Below are 18856 nucleotides of genomic sequence, written 5' to 3'. Positions count from 1 at the left end.
GGCACATGTTACGATGATCCATGGCATCGGTCAGAAGCCGGAGGAGTCCGCGCTCCTGAGACTCTGGCGACGAGCGTTGGCGGGTGGTCCACAGGGGACAGGGATCGACCTCGGCGCGAAGGGCGTGAGCAGCTCGATGGTCTACTGGGCCGATGTGCTCTATCCGGCACCCGATCCAAATGTCGCGGCTCACGAAAGTGCAGATGAGCTGGAGGCGTTGAAGAGCGACGTCGACCACGTTGGGCAAGCGATAACAGTGGATGGGGCGGCAGACCCCGAGTGGCTCGCCAGACTGGCAGGACGGCTGCTTCTTGAGGATCCGGCGTTGAACGAGCCAGAATATCGGGCTGGTCTCGCCTCACGCGTGGAGGAGCGCTTTCCTCTCCCTTGGGCGCTTAAGCAACGCTTCCTTGCTGCTTTTCTGCGCGACGTGCATCACTATCTTTTCAACGTGGCCTGGACACCCCGACCAGGTGAGACCTACCAGGTTCAGCGCGAGATTCGGCGGCGCTTCATTGAAAAGATCGCAGCTGGCGCCGAAAAGGGGCGGCCCCATGTGGTCGTCAGCCATAGCATGGGCACCGTGATCGCTTATGACTGTCTAATGCGGGTACCGGAGTGCCCTGCCGTCGACGCCCTGATGACGCTCGGCAGTCCGCTCGGCATCGATGAGGTACAGGACAAGCTCACGCCAGAATGGACGCGATCGGATGGGTTCCCCAGCGAAAAAATTAAAGGTGACTGGATAAACATCTTCGATCGCCTCGATGTCGTCGCAGCACTCGATCCGGAACTGGCTAATGATTTTCGTCGCGGAGGACTTGATGTGGTCAGGGACATCCATGCGCCTAATAGCGGTCTGTGGCGTCACAGCCTGAGAAAGTATTTCGAAGGGCAACTGTTCAGGTCGGAGCTCCGGAGATTGCTGAAGCTATAGGGAACGCCGATGAACTGCTCGGCAGAGGCAATGAAGGTTCTCGTAGCGGCCGCGAGCCTTGAGGAAAATCAGGTTGAATCGGCATGCAGCGCCTGGATCGAGCGCCTGAGGGACGGGAGCGTAGTTCCGGAACCAGAGATCGCTCGACAGGTGCTGGGTGGACTTCGAAAGCACCGGCACATGGGCGCGCTAAAGCGGCTGGCCGACAATCTATTGCGCCTCGGATCGCGAGAGGACGTTGTCTACCGGCATTACAGCCAGGCCCTGATCGAGAGCGGCGAACTCATTGCAGCAATCGCGATGCTTCAGGACCTGGTAAAGAGAGCGCCCCCTGGAGCGAGGGAGTGGAACGAAGCTCAGGGGCTGCTCGGACGCGCCTACAAACAGATTTACATTGATGCCTGCGGCTCCAAGTTGGGAATGGCAGAGGATGCGTTGGAGGCTGCAATTGCTGCCTATCGTCAGGTATTTGACCGTGACCCAACGCAGATCTGGCACGGGGTCAATCTGGTCGCCTTGTTGGCCCGGGCTGAACGCGACGGTGTTAAGATTTCAGATTTCCCGCGAAAAGACAGCCTTATTGAGGGTTTGCGTCGCGAAGTCGAGCAGCGCTGGTCGGCAGGCACACTTGAGGCGTGGGACTATGCTTCTGCCGCTGAACTGTCACTCGCGCGTGGTGATCTGGCCGGGGTGCAGCGCTGGCTGAAAGAGTACCTGAGTGCGGCCGATGTCGACGCTTTCAAGATCGCCGGGACCCTGCGCCAGTTCACCGAGGTATGGAGGCTTCGCGCGGATGCGGGCGAAACGGGAGCTGTGATTGCCGTTCTTAGAGCCGCATTGCTTCGAAACAGGTCCGGCATGCTCAGCCTTACACCGCAGCAGGTCCAACGCACAGCTGCAGCGGACGTGGCGTCCTTCGAGCAGGTAATCGGGTCAAGTTTGGGTGAGACGTACTGGTGGGTGCGGACGGCGATGGACCGGGCACGCTCGGTTGCGCTGATCCGTCAGCCGGATGGGCGAGGCGTCGGAACCGGATTTCTGGTCCGCGGTCGCGACCTCCACGAACCGCTCGGCGACGAACTCTTTCTGCTGACCAATGCTCACGTGGTGAGCGATTCCCCAGAGCAGAGGGGAGTGCTCCGAAGCGACAAGGCATCCGCAGCCTTCGAAGCAACAGCCGATTTAGACCGGACTGCGCGGCGACATCGAGTGCGTGAGATTGCATGGAACTCGCCACCTGAACTCCTGGACGCCAGTCTGCTGCGTTTTGTGGAACCGCCGGTCGGGATAGAGCCTTGTCCCGTGTCGCAATCGCTTCCCGTGACAGATGAGGATCAGCGGGTCTACGTGATCGGCCATCCGCTTGGGGGCGAGCTCAGCTTCTCGCTTCAGGACAATCGACTGCTGGACCATGAAGGTCCGACCACCGGCAAGCCGACGATCGCCGGGCGAGTTCTCTTGCATTACCGAGCTCCGACCGAACCGGGAAGCTCCGGCAGTCCGGTTTTCTCGGCGAATTGGGACGTGATCGGTCTCCACCATGCAGGGGCGGACTTCATGCCAAAGTTGAACGGTAAGCAGGGAACCTACGCGGCTAATGAGGGGATATGGATCCATTCGATCAAGGAGGCGATTGCGCGCAGCTCCACAGGGGAAGGTACTCAGTCGACGGAACGCTAAGTGCCTCAGTCTAGTCATCCGGAGAACGACGCCGCGCATGCGCCCAGCAATGGCCCAGGAGAGGCAGAAGAACGGTGCCCGCGATGTCGTGCATGTCACAACCTGCTGCGCCGCGCGCGAGCGACCTGCTTCCCGTTTTCTGGACCGGGCTGAGCTGGAAAATACCAGATTAGGATGGGCTTGGAGGACGGGAAGCAGGTCGACACGGTGCCCTCGCCGCTCTCGGACTTCACCGGCGGTGGGACGAGATTGCGGCGTTGGTCGGGGTGCTGGAGGGGGCGACGCCCGAGCGATGATCAGCCTGCTTGCCGCACTAACGCGCCGCAGCTGGCACAACGACATTCAGCGAGGACTTGACCACCTCCGCATAAGACAACAGCATCACCCGTTTGCCCGCTGCCTGGAGTCGTTTAGCGCACGAAGCCGCCGTGGTTGAAAAAGTCCTTCCAGCGCGCACCGTCCCACCACTTCTGATAAACGGCACCGTCCGTTCCCCTCACGAACATGTCCAGTGGGTTGCGGCCCAGGAAGTCACCGAGAGCTCGCCGGTACCACAGTATGTGGACTGGAACCGCGTGGAAGGAAACTGGAAGCAGGTTAAAGGCAAGATCAAAGAGCAGTGGGGCAAGCTCACTGACGACGACCTCGACCGGATCGCCGGCAACCGCGACCAGCTTGAAGGCAAGATCCAGGAGCGCTACGGCATCGAAAAGGACCGTGCGCGGCGCGACATCGACGATTGGTATAATCGCCAGACCTGGGATTGGTAACGCCTAACGCACTCGCAATCCCCGTTACCTTGATTTTCTGGGCTTGGAACTTCTTCGGCCACTCTTGAGGGGCCCGATCTCCGTTGTGCCCGCCGGCAACTCTGCGAACAGCTCGGAAATATGACATTGCAGAGCCATTGCAAGCTTATCCAGCGTAGCAATGGTGGGGTTCTTGCTGCCGCGTTCCAAATGACCGGCGTAAGATCGCTCTATCCCGGCAGCAAGTGCCAAGTCGTCTTGCGATATCTCCTTCGCGACCCTCAAGCGCCGAAGATTCAATGCAACCAACTGCCGTACGTCCATGCGAACAAAACAGCATTTGACATTTTATGAAACCACGTATTATAGAACTATGAAAGCGATCAAGGCGTGCATCGGCTTGGACAAATGCTCGCCAGGGACGTCGGTAACATGGAACTGCGCCAGCTGAACTATTTCGTTGCGGTCGCCGAGGAGCTGCATTTCGGCCGGGCGGCGGCGCGGGTGCACATTGCCCAGCCGGCACTCAGCAACCAGGTGCAAGCGCTGGAGAAGGAACTTGGCGTCCAGCTGTTCACCCGGACGACCAGGCGCGTGGCGCTGACCCGGGCAGGGGAGGTGTTCTACGACCGCTGTATCCGGATCCTGAGCGAGGTCGATCTCTCCGCCGAAGTGGCGCGATCCGTTGCCGGCAAGCGGGTGAAGACGATCAAGATCGGAACCGTCTATCCGGCCACTATCGGCGTGCTGCCGGCGTTCCTTGCCCGCATTGCCAGAAAGTATCCGGAGATCCAGCTGCATATCGCAAGCGGCAGCACCAGCGACATCGTCCGTAACCTCGAGAACGGCCAGATCAATCTCGGTTTCATAAGGCCGGTCGAGAACATTGGCTCGCTGCGCTTTTTCTCGATCGCGCATGAGCGCTATCTCTTAGCGGTGGAAAAGACGAGCCCGCTTGCCGTCCAAAGCGAGATCGGCATCGAGGATCTTCGGGACCAGAAGATCATTTCTTTTTCCCGGTCGAATCTCTCCTACACCGAGCGTTATTTTGCTTCAGTGTTCGAGGAGCACGATCTGACGAAGAACATCGTCTATACCTGCGACGACACCTTCTCGCTCGTCTCGCTGGTCTCCGCCGGCCTCGGCATCGGCTTTGCGCCGGAATGGACGGAAGGCATGCCGAACCGCAATTTCGAACTGAGGAAGGTGACGGGCGTCGACTTTCGGATCGAGCTCGGGGTCGCCTGGAACAAGGAGGATCCGACCGCCGGCCGTGACGACATCATCGACATTGTCCGCTCACTGGCGCGGCCAGGAAGGTGAGGGGGCAGTGTGCCTCGATCGGAACAGGTGATTTCTCCTGATCGAGCGGAGCGGTTTACCGGCGGTCCCGGTTCCCGGCTGATACCGCCAGCGGGCTGAGCCGGCCGTTGGTGCCTGAGCGGCGATACGAGCCGGCGAGGCGACCGAAGGCCGGTGTCCCAGACTACGGTATCGCCGTTCTCGGCGATACCGTAGTACCTGGCACTTCTCGCTGAAGCGGACCGTCGGCGTGACACCCGTGCCGGGTCTCGCAGTGGGTCTGCGATCAGTGGGTTGCGCCCGAACCACCGGCTGCGACGATGGCGAAGGGTTGGCCCTCCACGGCAATCGTGCGCGTCTCCTTCAGCGTTTCACCATTCACGAGGCGCACAAGGCTGTGACGCGGGTCGGTGATGGCGACATGATCGCCCGGCACCGCCAGCCGCGGCCGTGGTCGCGCCAATGACCGTCCTTGCTGTACGGTTCGGTGACGGTTTCCGCCTTGGTGATCTTGCCGCTGACGATATCGAGCAGGTGGAGCTTGCCGTCTTCGGTCAGGACATAGGCATTGCGCGGCTGCGCCGGATCGAGCACGAAATCGACGCGGCGTGTCGGTAGCTCGACCAACCGGTAGTGCTCATCCTTGCTGTCCGGGTCGATTAGCACGATCTTGTCCTCGCCGTAGTTGCCGAGGAAGAACTGCATGGATGTGCCGCCCAGCAGCGTCGAGACCTTTCCCTCCGGCAGCGACGACGGGTAGGTCAGCATTTCGAGCTTCGGACCATCGATGCCGCCGGGCCGGACGACGAGCACCCCTTCCGCGCATCCGAAGGCCACGAGGCGCGCTGACGTCGCTTCGCCGTGAAGCCCTGTGCAGGTCGCGACGTCTCCGACCTGTTTGCCGTCATTACCGAGAACCCTTAGGCCAAGTCGCGGCGGCAGGTCGCCTTCTTTCACGGTCACTCTCATGTCCGGAACGGAGACGAGGAGATACCGACCCATCGAGACGGCGACGCCGTGATGTGCGGCAGTCGTGTCGAAGGATTTAATCTCCACGTTGCCGGTGCTGAGGGCGCTCTCCTTGAGGAGGTCGAACTTTCCGCCGCGATCGTAGAAGACGGCGATATCGTCGCCATGGGGAACGACGTGTCCGGGCTTCTCGCCCTTGATCGTCGTCGCGAGCAGCTTGGGATCGGAGAGCTCGATGTCGCGATGCTCGCCGTGGTCGGAGAGCGAGACGCCGGTGTCAATTGCATGGACGACGTTCCCTTCCCCTTGGACGGCGAAGACCGTTTTTCCTGATTGGCTCAGCGAAAGAGCGGCGTAACCGTCGCTGTCGAAGCGCCCGATTTCCCTCCCGGTCTCGACGTCGACGGCTCGGACGACAGGCAGAGTGTGATCGGCGATGAACAACCTCCAGGTGTCCTCGTCATCGGCGAGGGAAGGAAGGGCAAACAGCGAGACGGACGAAAGGATGGCGGCCGCGCCGAGGGTTGCGAGAGCAGATTCGGACATAATTACTCCTTTAATGTAATAACATTACAGGCGTACAGTGACCGGACGTGTACTATCTATTCCTGGAACGATGAACAGCAGATAACCCCTTCTGACGAGCGCCTACAACTCATCCGTTTCGGGCGAGGCGTCCGTTCTCGCGTAATTCTACACCTGCAGGGCGACGCCTAAGACGCCGGACTATTCAGCTGCTGCCGGCCACGATCAGCCGCTGAACTAGATCAAAAGATTCGATTTTCCTACGACGTAGCGTGCGTTGTTTCGCTTCGCTGCTGGACACGTGAAATTTGGCCGCATAGCGTGGGCGAATTGTCGAAATCTTACAACCAAATGAGATCATATGAACAACGCAGTTGTTAGTCGCGAGGCCGATTGGTCCGCGTTCTTGGATCGTTGGCCACTGGAAAGTTTGGCCAATATGAATTTGGAAGAGTACAGTGCTGCCGGTGATCAGGACTGTTTTGTGTATTGGCTAGAAACACGAACGGAAAGTGTAGGATCCATTTGGGGAGGATCTGCATTTAAGTTCGGAATCTAATGAAAGCCGTTACTATGGGTCAGACTATGCTTGGTATGCAAAGTACGGAAAAACTGCCAGAGAAGCCTTCGAGAGGGTCAGAGCTATAATAGTTGAGATTGCGACCGCCGCGCGGGGTGGCGAGCTTCGGTTAGTGGACCGAGCCGATCTAGGGCAAGCAGTGAAGTGGAAACTGGCATTTCTTTATCAAAACCGCCAGGCTCCGTGTGTGCTTCCCATTTTCAAAGCCGAGTACCTGCGCGCCTATCTCGGAAGCGGTGAAAAGCGCGCTTCGGAACTGCAAAAGCAGGTGTTGGCTAATCGCGTGCAGGCGGACGCTCCGCGCGACACTTGGTCGGGCCTGTTTGACTATGCGGATCAAGTTTGGAACGTAGCCCAACAAATTGTGCGTACAGAGCTTTCTCCTGCTGATGCCAAGGCATTTTTCGATAACCATGAACGCTTTGCGCCGATCAAGCCTCCAACTCAGAAGATTGCCGGATATCAAGCGTCCGACGGCGGCCAATTGGCGCTCGAATTGGAACGGCAGAAGACGACAATTTACCTGAGCGCTGGTGACTGGTTGAATAATGTCCCCGGACTTCGCGACATTGAGGAATATGAGGCGGACAGATCCCGCAGCAGCAATTTGCAGGCAAACGCACCACAGCTCGCTCTCGGCGAAGCAATCGTGAAGGTCGTGGTCCCCGATATGGCCACCCTGATCGCGCTGTGCGATGCCTATGAGACCGCTGACGCAAACATTGGAATATCGGGATCGAACACAGTGGAATTTCAACAGCAGTCCAATCAGCCGCTAAACCAGATTCTGTATGGCCCGCCCGGAACGGGAAAGACCTTCTCTGCGATTGACGCCACCCTGGAGATCCTTGATCCTTTGTTTCTGGCCGACCACCGCAAGGATCGACATCGAAGTCGATGTGCCAGACGTCGGATCGCTGGTCGTGGACATTGCCTATGGCGGCAACTTCTATGCGGTGGTCGAGCCGCAAGCGAATTGGGCAGGTCTTGACGGCATGACCGCATCCGAGATCGTCGGCCTCAGCCAGAAGCTCCGCACGGCGCTTGCGGAGGTCTGCGATCCCGTGCACCCCGACGATGAGAGGATTCGCGGCGTCCACCACGCGATCTGGTGCGATCGCCCAAGCAGCGAAAACGCCGACGGCCGCGGCGCGGTCTTCTATGGCGACAAGGCGATCGACCGGTCGCCTGGCGGAACCGGAACGTCCGCCCGCATGGCGCAGTTGCAAGGAAAAGGGCGGCTGAAGGTCGGCGACACATATCGGAATGAAAGTCTGATCGGCACGATATTCGAAGGACGGGTCGAAGCGGCCGCTAACGTCGGAACCCACGGAGGCATCATGCCGAGCATCGGCGCATGGGCGCGGATCACCGGACACAATACGGTCTTCGTCGACGACCGCGATCCTTTGGCCCACGGATTTCAGATCAGATGATCGTGGTGGCTAACGCTGAGAGGCCGCCTACACGCAGTTTCGTTCGGACGCAACGAGAGGAGCCAGAGTAACATGGGACATTCCGTTCACTCCTCGGCGCCGGGAGGCGCACCGCAGGCGCACCGCCTGAAAATCGGCTTCGTCCTCGCGCGATCGTTCACGCTGTCGGCCTTTGCGCTGTTCGTCGACACCCTCCGGCTCGCGAGCGACCAGCTCGACCGATCGGGCCGAGTGCTCGCGGATTGGCAGGTCCTCGGCAGCACGAGGCACCTGATCACCTCGAGCTGCGGTGTTCAGGTCGCTCCCACTTCGGACTTCGTCGATCCCGGCCAGTTCGACTATATTGTTGTCGTCGGCGGCCTTCTTACTGTTGAACAGCCGGTCGACCATGAAACCATCCGGTTTCTCAAGCTCACCGCTTCCAAAAGGGTCCCCCTGATCGGCCTTTGCACCGGTTCCTTCATTCTCGCGGAAGCGGGCCTGATGAAAGGACACGCCATATGTGTGAGTTGGCTCCACTATCATGAATTCCGCGAACGTTTTTCCGACCTTGAAGTTCGATCGGACCGGCTTTTCAACCTGGACCGCAAGCGCGGCTCTTGTGCAGGCGGAAGCAGTGCCGCGGATCTGGCGGCTGCCCTTGTGCGACGGCACATCAGTCGGGATGCCGAGCGGAATGCGCTTGAAGTGCTGCAGATCGAAAAGGCCCGTTCGCAGTTCGACATTCAGACGCGACAGCCGCTCTGCGAGTACGTCAACGATTCCCGCGTCGCGGCCGTTCTGATAAATATGGAACAGCATCTTGAAGGTGGCATGACCATCGAGCAGCTCGCGACCTCGGTCGGGCTCTCGAGGCGCCAACTCGAGCGGCTGTTCACCGAAAAGATCAAGATGTCTCCCGCTCTTTGTTTCCGACGCCTGCGGTTGGACCGGGCGAGGCAGATTCTGCTGACGAGTAAGAAACCGATCATCGAGGTCGCGCTCGACGTCGGGTTCGTGAACACCTCGCATTTTACGAAAGAGTTTCGGCGCACCTATGGGCGAACGCCCGCAGAAATCAGAGATTCCGCAGCACGCATTCAGGAGGCGCCTCAAGAAGCCGCTCTTCTAAGCTAACTTCCCTGCGGTTGCTGCGCTGAGCCTCCGGGATCCCTCCATCTACGTCTGCTTTGACCGAAGTTTAGGCGGCGCCTGCTCATCCAGCACGGATGACTGCAATGGGTCGAAGGGAGCCGTTCCTCAGGAGCCCTGTGCACGGCTTGTTGCGAGGATGTTCACGTTCTGGGCTAGAAGATCGCATAACGTATCAACGGGAACTGCTGCACGCCCGGACCGTTTGCCGTTGCCATTGGCGGCTTGAATTCAGTGCACCTTGACATCGCGGCACCGTTCGCGCGCGGTTATTCGAAGCTAAGATCCGTTGTTGCGTGGATCACGCAGGGCAGCGAGCGGATCAGGCGGAAGATCTCAATTGGAGCGTCGGTCGTGATTTGCCGCACTCTCGATCCTATTAGCCTACGTAGGACAGCGTCGCTGATCTGCCGGCCGGGATTGACTGTCCAGGCGTCAGTCTCGATGCCGAGCTCCAACAGACGCGCGACGAGAGGGAAGCCTCCCTGTTTCTCCGAGGCAACGATAGCATCGAATTGGAGGTAGGCGAGGCTCACGCCGGTCCTGCGCCGCTCGATGTGGCGCAGCAGCCGCTCCGGGTCGCGCAGACTTCTCTGGCGGGATACCGCCAGCATCGGATCGTAGCCTAGCCTGGCCCCGGGCATGGCGTCGACGAGACGGCGTGCAGCATCAAGGTGGTGCGATCCGACGACAATCGCGTCCTCTAGCCCGGCGACGGCCGCTGCCGCATCGGCGATTGCGGAATCCGGAAGCGCGTGTCCCTCGAGCAGCTTGAGGTCCAACTGAAGGTTGGCGGACGGCGCTCTCGACAGATTTCGAAGCGGCGCTACCAGCTCGGCAAGCGACAGAACCGGCGCATCGGGGTCTGGACTGCCGCCGGCGTCCCGGTGGAAAAGTCCGCTCATCGATGCGATCGGCATGCGCGAAATGCGGCCGTGGCCGGTCGTCGAGGGGCCGAGCCTCGGATCGTGGAGAACCGCAAAGCAGCCATCGGCGGTCGCGAGTATGTCCACCTCGAGGCTGGCGCCGAGCTGCCAGCCGAGGGCGAGGTTCGAGGGCTTGAACGGCGCCTCGGCGAGATGCGTGCGCAGCTTATGCCACTTGAGCCGGACAGGCCCGTAGGGACCCTCGACTGCTACTGGCGGATTTGCCGTATGCTTCATCGTCTCGGTCGCCATACGCGCGCTCCTCTCCGCTTTGGGAAATGACGCAGCTGTCGCTCGACCCGTCAAGCCGGTGCTTGGACATGTGCGCAGGCAATGAGCTTCTGTCGCTCCGTCTCGAACACAAGCGAATTCGCGGGCAGGAAACCGATCCTCACCTGCTCGCCTATCGCGTGCCCGGCGGAGGAGCCCTGTTCAAGCACGCGAACGGCGCCCATTGCGGTTTCGACGACATAGAGGATCTCGCGGCCCATCGGCTCGATCTGCGAAACCCGGCCGGCGAAGCCGGTATCCCCGAATCTGAGGTGCTCCGGCCTCAGCCCGATGGTCAGCGACCCCGACGCGCCCTCGACCGGAAATCTGACGCCGTTCACCGTTACCGTGCCGACCTCGGCTTCGCCGGCAATGAGATTGATGGGCGGCGAGCCGATGAAGCCGGCGACAAACAGACTCGAAGGTCTGAGATAGAGGTCGTCCGGTGTCCCGACCTGCTCGATCCGGCCGGCGCGCATGCAGATGATACGGTCGGCCATCGTCGTCGCCTCGATCTGGTCATGCGTGACGAGGACGGTGGTCACGCCGAGCTGCTGCTGCAGCGACTTGATCTCGGTTCGCATCGAAAGGCGAAGCGAAGCGTCGAGGTTGGAGAGCGGCTCGTCGAGGAGCAGCAGTTGCGGCTTCTTCACGAGCGCGCGTGCAAGGGCGACGCGCTGCTGCTGGCCGCCGGAAAGCTCGTTGGGGCGACGCTCCAACAGCTCCTCGATCCGGACAAGTTCCGCGGCGGTCTTCACGCGGGCGAGAGCTTCGTCCCGCGGCGTTTTCTTGAAGCGCAGCGGAAACAGGATGTTGTCGCGCACGCTCATGTGCGGATAGAGCGCGTAGGATTGAAACACGATGCCGACATTGCGGTCGCGTGCCTCCACCTCGTTGACGAGATGGCCGTCAAAGAGAAGCTCGCCGCCGCTCGGAAGATAGATGCCGGCGAGCATGAACAGGCTGGTCGACTTGCCGCAGCCGGAGGGGCCGAGAAGCGCGACGAATTCGCCATCCTCGATGACGAGGTTCATGTCGGGGATCACTTCGACGGCGCCGAAGCGTTTGACCACGTTGCGGAATTCGATCTTCGCCATCCCGTCAGCCCTTCACGCCGCCGATCGACATCTGCATGAGATAGCGCTGCGCCGCGATATAGAGGATGAGGCTCGGAACGAGGTAGAAGACGCCGACCGCAGAGACAACGCCGTAGTCGACGCCCATGACATCATCGCGCACCCAGTACATGTAAAGGCTCATCGTCCAGTTGCTGTTTCTGATCAGGAAGGTGAACACGAAGATGTATTCTTCCCAGCCGCGGATGAAGGTGAAGACGGCGATGGCGAGAATGCCGTTCCGCACCTGCGGCAGTACCACGCTCACGAATGCCTGCCGCCTTGACGCGCCGTCGGTGAGCGCGCTCATCTCGATGTCCCACGGCACGGCGTCGAAGAAACCCTTCATGATGAAGATCGCGAACGGCAGCTCGAACGCGACAAGCACAAGTATCACGCCGGAAAGCGTATCGAGGAGCCCGATCCAGTAGAGCATCAGGAACATCGGCACGATCAGCGTCAGCACGGGGAAGGCGTGGAGCACCAGGAGCCAGCGCAGCATCGAGGAGCGGCCGGGGAACTGAAAGCGCGACAGGTAGTAGGCTGCCAATGAGGCGACGGTGACGACGATGGCGGTTTGCGCGCCGGCGATCAGGATCGAGTTGCCGAAAGCATGCCAGACGTTCGGGAACTGGACCGCGCCTTTGACTTCCCCGATCCGCGACCGCACCACCGAGGCGAAGTCCGGCTCCCACAGGAAGATAAAGTTGCCGACGTGCAGGTCGGGGCTGACCAGCAGGGCGAAGGCAAGCCCGGCGATCGCTGCCACTGCTGCAATGCCAGTCCACAACTGGCGCCGGTTTTGCGCGAGCAGGGCCGTGAGCCAGAAAGCGATGACGGCCGGCACGGCGACAGCCATGGAGCGCCACAGAACCGCAGTCTCGGCAACGCCGGTTCTGGCCGAGAAGGCGATCGTGACGAGCCAGAAATAGGGTAGGATGATCGGCAGCGACACGGCGATCAGGAAGGCGTAGAGGACGACCGCCCTGGTGCGCCGGGCGGCACGCGCCCGCGCTGCCAATGCGTCCCAGTCGACCGCTGGTTCGGATGCCGTGGAAGCCATGGGGATTGCCTGCACGGCCATCTCAGTGCACCTCAATTCGCGGGCGCTGCAGCAGGCGCTCCATATCGAAGAACCGCCAGCCGATCAGCGCCACAACCACGCCGATGACGATGAGGAAAAGCGCCAGCGCCGCCCCGTAGGCGTATTGGCCACTCTCGAAGGCGCGGCGGTACACGTAAAGCGCATAGACGGTCGTGTCGTAGAACGGGCCGCCCTTGGTGAGGAGCAGGATGTATTCGAAGCTGACCAGCAGCGAGAGCGTCTGGTAGATCGTAACGAAGCTGATCGGCCAACGCAGCGCCGGCAGGGTGATGAAGCGGACCTTTGCCAAGGTTCCGGCGCCGTCCACCGCAGCCGCGTGGAACAGGTGCTCGGGGATCCCGCGGATCGCGGCGGTGAAGATGATCATGCCCATCGAAGCACCGATGAAGCCATTCGAGATGATGATGAGCGCAATCGGAGCCGAAGTCAGGAGGTCGAGCGGCGCGTCAAGGCCGAACGCCTGCATGAGCACCTGGTTTACGAGGCCGGCTTCCGTTGGGCTCACCGCCCACAGCCAGAGCAGGATGTAAAGGACCGACGGGCTCATCCGCGGCAGCAGCCACACACCCCGGAAGAAACTGCCGGAAACATTTCTGATCGCAGTGGTGGTGATGGCGAGGATCAGGCCAAAGGTCACATTGAAGATCGCCAGCGTGCCGAAGACGTAGATGAAGGTCAGTCCGATGACCTGCGACAAGCGGCGATCGGTTCTAAAGACCTTCTCGTACTGCTCTGTGGTGAACTCGCTGATGCGGAGCGAGCGGCTGAGGTCGGTGAACGACACTGTGATATCGATGATCACCGGGACGACGAAGAAGAGGACCGTGAGGACGATCGCGGGACCGAGAAAGATCACGAAGTTCGTGCGCCTGCGGGCGGCCGACCCCGCACGGCCGCGTCGTTCGATCGTGAGTTCATCTGTTATCGTCGTCATCGTTTGGCTCGCACGGAGGGCGTCTCGCAACCGTCGACCCCCGCGCCGTGCCGACGGTCGCAAGACCCCTTGGACCTATTTGACGGTCACGTCTTCGAGGGTGGCTGACGCCTCTTCGATGACGAAATCGGCTGCTTGCTGCGCTGACAGCCGTCCCGATTCTATGCCTTGAATTCCGGCAAAGATGATGCCGTTGAGCTCGCCGAACTGCGAGTTGTTGGGCAGGAACTTGGTGATCTTGAGCAGTTCCGTTGCCCTGGCGAGCGGCCAGGCCTTGGCATAGCGCGGATCTTCGAGTTGCTCGGGTTTGATGCCGAGATGTGTCGTTGTGACCGCGTGATCGGTGTTGAGATCAACCGCCGAAGCGTGGCCGAGCAGGCGGACGGCGAGTTCCGGCTCCTTCGTGTCGGCCGCGATCGCATAGACGATCGGATGGGTCAGACTGACCGGCGCGCCGCCCTTCTGGGGTGCCGGCCCGGTGATCCAGCCCCAATCCGCGAAGAAAGCCTTCTCGTCCTGCGGCAGCCCGTAGGTCGGGAACGCGACGCTGCCGAGGTCCCAGATGCCATACATCCAGAATGCGGCGTTGCCGGTGTAGAATTCCTTGCGCAGCGCATCGAATTCCATCGCTGTATTGTTGGCCGGGATGACCTTCTCCTTCACCCCGCGCTCGAACCAACCGAAGGCGGCAGCGAGCTTGTCGCGCTCGAGAAGCAGCTTGCCGGTTGCCGGATCGACGAAGTCGCTGCCGTAGGCCTGGAAGACCATGATGTAGTCCGGACCCTTGTTCGGCCGGTGAAGCACACCGTATTGCGCCTTGGTCTTGTCGACGACCTGCTTGGCGATCTCCAGCACCTCATCCATCGTCAGGTCGCCGGACAACGCCCGCTCCGGCATGGCGTCGACGAAAGCCGCGTCGTAGCCGGCCTCGCGCAGGAGCTTTTTGTTGTAGAAGAACATCCTCGCCTCGGCGTCCTGCGGAATAGCATAGGTGCCGTCGGGACATTTCGCCGATGACCAGAGTGACGGAAAGATCGTGCCGAAGTGCTGAGGGTATTTTGCGATATAATCATCGAGCTTGAGAACGAAGCCATCCTCCTGGAAGGCGCAGATCCATTCATGCGCGGCGATGAAGATATCGGGACCTTCGCCGATGCCGAATACCTTGAGAAGCTGTAGTGCATCGTCGTCGAAGCCCTTGGCGGGGCTCTCGCGCACCGCAACCTCGACGCGCTTGGGCGAGCCCTCGGCCTCGAGCTCCTTGTTCAGCCGCTCGGCAGCCTTGACCACGTTGCCCGGGCGCAGCGGCCCTGATGGATCCTGACGCGACCAGAGCTCGAGCTTCACGGTTTCTTGAGCCGACAGGGGCGTTGCTGCAAGGAAGGCCGCACTGCCGGCCGCCAATGCCGCGCTCAGAAACGCAGCAGTTCCGATTTTCCAGTGAATCATCTGATTTCCTCCCAGCCGCGACACGCGTGCATCGTGTCGTCATTGATTGTTGCAATGCTGTGCAACACGATTATGAATGCGCTTTGGGGAATGTCCAGCGGAGTCGAGCGGTGTCGGATACCAGAGAAAGAAACCCGGGCCGCTTCGTGAGCGCCCACGCAGTCGCTGAGCTTGCCGGTGTGTCACGGTCGGCGGTTTCGCGGGCCTTCACTCCTGGCGCAAGCATCGCGCCAGCAACACTGGCGCGGGTGCACGCGGCAGCTGCGGCGCTCGGATACCAGGTCAACGATCTCGCGCGCGGGCTCCTCGCCAACCGGAGCCGGCTGGTCGGACTTGTGACCTCCGACGCCGATACGCCATTCCGGGCCCAGATGATCGCGGCCCTCTCACAGGCCTTGATCGCACGCTCCAACGTGCCGGCGATCATCAATATCGGCCCCACTGCGGACGACGTCGCAAATGCAACCCGACAGTTGCTCCGCTATCGAGCGGAGGCGACCGTCTTCCTCTCGGGTTCGCCCCCGACCAGTCTTGTCGAGCTCACCCGGCGAAATGGGCAACCTCTGATCCTGATCAATCGGGCCGAGACCGGCCTCGACAGCGTCCATTGTGACGACAGGGACGGAGCCCAGCAGGCCTTTGAGGCGCTGCGCCTGACAGGAGCGTCCCGTTTCGCCGTGATCAACAGGGAGAACCCGAGTCCATGCCTTTCCGACCGCGAGCACGCCTTCACTCATATTGCCACGGCGTCCGGGTTCGAGGCGAAGATCGTTCGGGCGGGTCTTGCCGACTATGATGGCGGACAGGAGGCGGCACGACAGCTGCTGGCGAGCGGGCCGGCGCCCGACGCGGTCTTCTGTGTGAACGATCTCATGGCGTTCGGAACACTCGACCACTTTCGTGGCGCGGGCTTGCGCGTGCCCGACGATGTTTCAGTCATCGGCTTTGACGATGTGCCCATCGCCGCATGGTCTTCCTACCGTCTCACCACTTTGCGGCAGGATCCCCGACGGATCGCCCGGGATGTCGTATCGATACTCGACCGGCGCCTTGCCGATCCCGACTCGCCGCCGATGTCGGTCTACGTGCCGGTAGAGCTCATTGTTCGCGAAACAGTCAGAACGCGCGGTCGAGACGTAGCGCTATCACGGTAGAGGATCAGATCGAATATGGCTTTCAGCTTCCTTGTCCGCGAAGCGGGACGTGTCCATGTCTGTGGCCACCGCGGCCACAGCCTCCATTACCCGGAGAACACGTTGCCGGCGTTCGAAGCGGCAAAAGCCGCAGGGGCGACCACGGTCGAGATCGACGTGGTACTGACCGCCGACGGTGAGCCGATCATCCTGCACGACCTGACTGTCGACAGGACGACCAACGGACACGGCTTTGCGGCCGACCTCAGCCTCGAGCAGATCCGCGGACTGGATGCGGGGACCTTGTTCCCTTCCGCATTCGCCGGAACGAAGATACCGACCGTGGCGGAGGCGCTCGATTGGGCGAAGGCGGATAACATGGGTGTTGTGCTTGAGATCAAGGAGGCGGAGCGCCCGGACATGGCCGTTGATCAGGTGACAGCCTTGCTGCGATCGACGGGTACTCTCGACCGGGTCATTGTCATCGGCTTCGACCATGTGATGCTGAAGCGTGCGGTCGAGCGCCATCCGGATCTCAGGACCGAAGCGATCACCCACGCTCGACACGCCGACCTCGTTGGTGTTTTGAAGGCGTGCAGGGCGAGTTCGGTTTCGATCGAGCTCGACATGTTCCACCCTGACGATGCGAAGGCATTGCATGAAGCGGGCTTCAGCAACCGCGTCCACGTGCCTCGCCCTGACGTGCTCGCCGAGTACTGGCGGGGCGGACGCGATCCCCTGCCGGACCTCGTGCAATGGATCGCCGACGGCCTCATCGACACGATCTCAGGCGACGACGTGCCGTTCATCGCCATGCTCGTCAAGCGCGCCGGCCGCGCTGGCTGAGGCTTTTTCGAAGCGAGCCGACCACAGCCGATAACCCTCGCTGATCCTGCAGATGGCGCGCTGGTGCCCGGGACCATCTACAATCCAGTTGCGGCTGAGCTCTTTTCGGCGAGAATAGGAGGCCGTGACGTTCGGACGACATGCTGCATTCGGCAGCTCTGAATGAGGGACAGCCGAGACACGATGAAGGCCGTCTTCGTACTCTTTGACTCGCTCAACCGCCACGTGCTCGCCCCGTACGGGGGGAAGCGGCTCCCGACGCCCAATTTTTCGAGACTGGCCGAGCGTGCCGCAACATTCGAGCGCCACTACGTCGGCAGCCTGCCCTGCATGCCGGCGCGCCGCGACCTGCAGACTGGGCGGCTCAGCTTCCTTCACCGGAGCTGGGGGCCGCTCGAGCCGTTCGACAATTCCTTTCCGGAGCTGTTGCGCCAGGCCCACTGTTACAGCCATCTCGTCACCGACCACTTCCACTATTTCGAGGACGGTGGCGCCACCTATCACACCCGGTATGACAGCTACGACTTCATCCGCGGGCAGGAGGGCGATCCATGGAAGGCGATGGTGCAGCCACCATGGGAGCGCCTGCGCCAGAAGTATCATGAGCGGCAATTCAGCCAGTCGGCACGCGACAAGTTTCGCCGCAACATCGTGAACCGCGAGTTCATCCAGGACGAGAGCGAGTTCCCGTCGGTGCGCTGCTTCGCCGCCGGACTGGAGTTTCTCGAACGAAACAGGACAGCGGACAACTGGCTCCTGCAGATCGAGACGTTCGACCCGCATGAACCTTTCACTGCGCCGGAGCGGTTTCGCGAGGCATTCACGACGGGCTGGAACGGCCCGATTCGCGACTGGCCGCGCTACGGCCGTGTCGACGAACTGCCGGAAGAGTGCGAGGAACTGCGCGCCAACTACTACGCCCTCGTTGCGCTTTGCGATTTCCTCATCGGACAGCTACTCGATTATTTTGATCAGCACGACCTTTGGCGCGATACCGCACTTGTCGTCACGACCGATCACGGCTTTCTGCTCGGAGAGCACGATTTCTGGGCCAAGAACCGGATGAACATGTACGAGGAGATCGTGCATATCCCGCTCTTCGTCCACGATCCGCGCCGACTGGGAAGCGCCGGCATTCGACGTTCGGCTCTGACCCAGACCATCGATCTCGCGCCGACATTCCTCGATCTGTTCGGCGTTCCGGCCGTTGCCGAGATGGAGGGGTATTCCCTGCTGCAGTTGTTCGACGCCGATCGCTCGCTGCGGGGCGGGGCGCTGTTCGGCTATTTCGGCGGCGCAATCAACGTGACGGACGGACGCTACACCTACCACCGCTTTCCGCCCGACCCTCGCTCCCAGGAGCTCTACCAATACACACTGATGCCGACGCACATCTGGGAGCCGTTCACCCCAGAAGAACTCGCCGGAGCGTCGCTTCAACAGCCGTTGCCGTTCACGAAGGGAGCGCCCGTCCTCAAGGTACCGGTGATCGAGCGGTCGCCGATGTTCGACAATTACGGTCCCGGCGCGCTTCTTGAGAGTGAAGCCCGACTCTACGATCTTGCCGGTGATCCAGGTCAAAATACGCCCCTCGCTTCCCCGGAGATCGAGGAGGCAATGATCCGAATCATGCGGGATCTCATGCGTGCCAATGATGCTCCGCCTGAAGCTTACGCCCGTATTGCGATTGAAGCTACGTGAGTTGCCGTTCGGAAATATTGCACCGAGCGCTGCAATCCATCACTGCCGTTGTGGGGTCCGCGTTGTCT

General features: G+C 61.1%; 15 protein-coding genes and 2 pseudogenes. 10 read left to right on the top strand and 7 right to left on the bottom strand.

From position 1 onward, the window contains the following. Positions 1-13: 13 nt before the first annotated feature. From QN224_RS25975 to QN224_RS25965, 3 genes are all read left to right on the top strand, one after another. On the top strand, positions 14-937 hold the full coding sequence (locus QN224_RS25975; protein ID WP_283978955.1) for a hypothetical protein: 924 nt from the start codon (positions 14-16) through the stop codon (positions 935-937). 30 nt (positions 938-967) lie between these two features. After that, entirely contained in the window at positions 968-2617 is a 1650-nt protein-coding gene (locus QN224_RS25970) for a serine protease (protein ID WP_283978954.1), read from the top strand. Positions 2618-3177: 560 nt separating this feature from the next. After that, entirely contained in the window at positions 3178-3387 is a 210-nt protein-coding gene (locus QN224_RS25965; protein WP_283978983.1) for a CsbD family protein, read from the top strand. A 24-nt stretch (positions 3388-3411) separates the two neighbouring features. Here QN224_RS25965 and QN224_RS25960 read toward each other — a convergent pair whose 3' ends face one another. Then, the gene (locus QN224_RS25960; protein WP_283978953.1) at positions 3412-3690 is read right to left on the bottom strand and encodes a helix-turn-helix transcriptional regulator; all 279 of its coding nucleotides are present in this window, start codon (positions 3688-3690) and stop codon (positions 3412-3414) included. Positions 3691-3798: 108 nt separating this feature from the next. Here QN224_RS25960 and QN224_RS25955 point away from each other — a divergent pair, with 108 nt between their 5' ends. Further along, on the top strand, positions 3799-4689 hold the full coding sequence (locus QN224_RS25955; RefSeq protein WP_283978952.1) for a LysR family transcriptional regulator: 891 nt from the start codon (positions 3799-3801) through the stop codon (positions 4687-4689). 265 nt (positions 4690-4954) lie between these two features. Here QN224_RS25955 and QN224_RS25950 read toward each other — a convergent pair. Then, a pseudogene (locus QN224_RS25950) lies at positions 4955-6183 on the bottom strand (hypothetical protein). A 698-nt stretch (positions 6184-6881) separates the two neighbouring features. On the opposite strand from QN224_RS25950, the gene QN224_RS25945 reads away from it, so the two are divergent. The 3 genes and pseudogenes from QN224_RS25945 to QN224_RS25935 all read left to right on the top strand — a co-directional run bounded on the left by QN224_RS25945 (position 6882) and on the right by QN224_RS25935 (position 9294). Next, positions 6882-7733 carry a hypothetical protein gene (locus tag QN224_RS25945; protein WP_283978951.1) on the top strand — a complete coding sequence of 284 codons (852 nt, stop codon included), beginning with the start codon at positions 6882-6884 and terminating at the stop codon, positions 7731-7733. Beyond that, positions 7627-8178, top strand: a pseudogene (locus QN224_RS25940) (proline racemase family protein); the annotation flags it as partial. The gene QN224_RS25945 and the pseudogene QN224_RS25940, both read left to right, overlap by 107 nt. Before the next feature lie 72 nt (positions 8179-8250). Next, positions 8251-9294, top strand: a complete 1044-nt coding sequence (locus QN224_RS25935; RefSeq protein WP_283978950.1) for a GlxA family transcriptional regulator — start codon at positions 8251-8253, stop codon at positions 9292-9294. Positions 9295-9578: 284 nt separating this feature from the next. On the opposite strand, the gene QN224_RS25930 is transcribed toward QN224_RS25935, so the two are convergent. From QN224_RS25930 to QN224_RS25910, 5 genes are all read right to left on the bottom strand, one after another. Next, positions 9579-10487 carry a glycerophosphodiester phosphodiesterase family protein gene (locus tag QN224_RS25930; protein WP_283978949.1) on the bottom strand — a complete coding sequence of 303 codons (909 nt, stop codon included), beginning with the start codon at positions 10485-10487 and terminating at the stop codon, positions 9579-9581. Positions 10488-10537: 50 nt separating this feature from the next. After that, complete coding sequence (locus QN224_RS25925) at positions 10538-11602, bottom strand: ABC transporter ATP-binding protein (protein WP_283978948.1); 1065 nt, start codon at positions 11600-11602, stop codon at positions 10538-10540. Between the two features lie 4 nt (positions 11603-11606). Then, positions 11607-12683 carry a carbohydrate ABC transporter permease gene (locus QN224_RS25920; protein ID WP_283978947.1) on the bottom strand — a complete coding sequence of 359 codons (1077 nt, stop codon included), beginning with the start codon at positions 12681-12683 and terminating at the stop codon, positions 11607-11609. A 22-nt stretch (positions 12684-12705) separates the two neighbouring features. Continuing rightward, a complete protein-coding gene (locus tag QN224_RS25915; protein WP_173514082.1) occupies positions 12706-13659 on the bottom strand; it encodes a carbohydrate ABC transporter permease in 954 nt (317 codons plus the stop codon). A 75-nt stretch (positions 13660-13734) separates the two neighbouring features. Further along, positions 13735-15108, bottom strand: a complete 1374-nt coding sequence (locus QN224_RS25910) for an ABC transporter substrate-binding protein (protein ID WP_173514081.1) — start codon at positions 15106-15108, stop codon at positions 13735-13737. A 110-nt stretch (positions 15109-15218) separates the two neighbouring features. Between QN224_RS25910 and QN224_RS25905 the strand changes: the two genes are divergently transcribed. From QN224_RS25905 to QN224_RS25895, 3 genes are all read left to right on the top strand, one after another. Further along, the gene (locus QN224_RS25905) at positions 15219-16262 is read left to right on the top strand and encodes a LacI family DNA-binding transcriptional regulator (protein WP_283978946.1); all 1044 of its coding nucleotides are present in this window, start codon (positions 15219-15221) and stop codon (positions 16260-16262) included. Positions 16263-16277: 15 nt separating this feature from the next. Further along, positions 16278-17087, top strand: coding sequence for a glycerophosphodiester phosphodiesterase family protein (locus tag QN224_RS25900; RefSeq protein WP_283978945.1), 810 nt, complete (start codon positions 16278-16280; stop codon positions 17085-17087). 183 nt (positions 17088-17270) lie between these two features. Beyond that, on the top strand, positions 17271-18788 hold the full coding sequence (locus QN224_RS25895; RefSeq protein WP_283978982.1) for a sulfatase: 1518 nt from the start codon (positions 17271-17273) through the stop codon (positions 18786-18788). The last annotated feature ends 68 nt before the right edge of the window (positions 18789-18856 follow it).

Origin of the sequence: Sinorhizobium sp. 7-81 (assembly GCF_030124405.1) — a bacterium.
GTDB lineage: Bacteria > Pseudomonadota > Alphaproteobacteria > Rhizobiales > Rhizobiaceae > Sinorhizobium > Sinorhizobium psoraleae.
This window is presented reverse-complemented; position numbering and strand designations above follow the sequence as displayed.

Bases quoted from the DNA above. Each gene is read 5' to 3' on its own strand.
- QN224_RS25915 (WP_173514082.1), bottom strand. From the start codon at position 13,659: ATGACGACGATAACAGATGAACTCACGATCGAACGACGCGGCCGTGCG.
- QN224_RS25960 (WP_283978953.1), bottom strand. From the start codon at position 3,690: ATGGACGTACGGCAGTTGGTTGCATTGAATCTTCGGCGCTTGAGGGTC.
- QN224_RS25975 (WP_283978955.1), top strand. From the start codon at position 14: ATGATCCATGGCATCGGTCAGAAGCCGGAGGAGTCCGCGCTCCTGAGA.
- QN224_RS25955 (WP_283978952.1), top strand. From the start codon at position 3,799: ATGGAACTGCGCCAGCTGAACTATTTCGTTGCGGTCGCCGAGGAGCTG.
- QN224_RS25895 (WP_283978982.1), top strand. From the start codon at position 17,271: ATGAAGGCCGTCTTCGTACTCTTTGACTCGCTCAACCGCCACGTGCTC.
- QN224_RS25970 (WP_283978954.1), top strand. From the start codon at position 968: ATGAAGGTTCTCGTAGCGGCCGCGAGCCTTGAGGAAAATCAGGTTGAA.
- QN224_RS25910 (WP_173514081.1), bottom strand. From the start codon at position 15,108: ATGATTCACTGGAAAATCGGAACTGCTGCGTTTCTGAGCGCGGCATTG.
- QN224_RS25920 (WP_283978947.1), bottom strand. From the start codon at position 12,683: ATGGCTTCCACGGCATCCGAACCAGCGGTCGACTGGGACGCATTGGCA.
- QN224_RS25930 (WP_283978949.1), bottom strand. From the start codon at position 10,487: ATGGCGACCGAGACGATGAAGCATACGGCAAATCCGCCAGTAGCAGTC.
- QN224_RS25925 (WP_283978948.1), bottom strand. From the start codon at position 11,602: ATGGCGAAGATCGAATTCCGCAACGTGGTCAAACGCTTCGGCGCCGTC.
- QN224_RS25935 (WP_283978950.1), top strand. From the start codon at position 8,251: ATGGGACATTCCGTTCACTCCTCGGCGCCGGGAGGCGCACCGCAGGCG.
- QN224_RS25900 (WP_283978945.1), top strand. From the start codon at position 16,278: ATGGCTTTCAGCTTCCTTGTCCGCGAAGCGGGACGTGTCCATGTCTGT.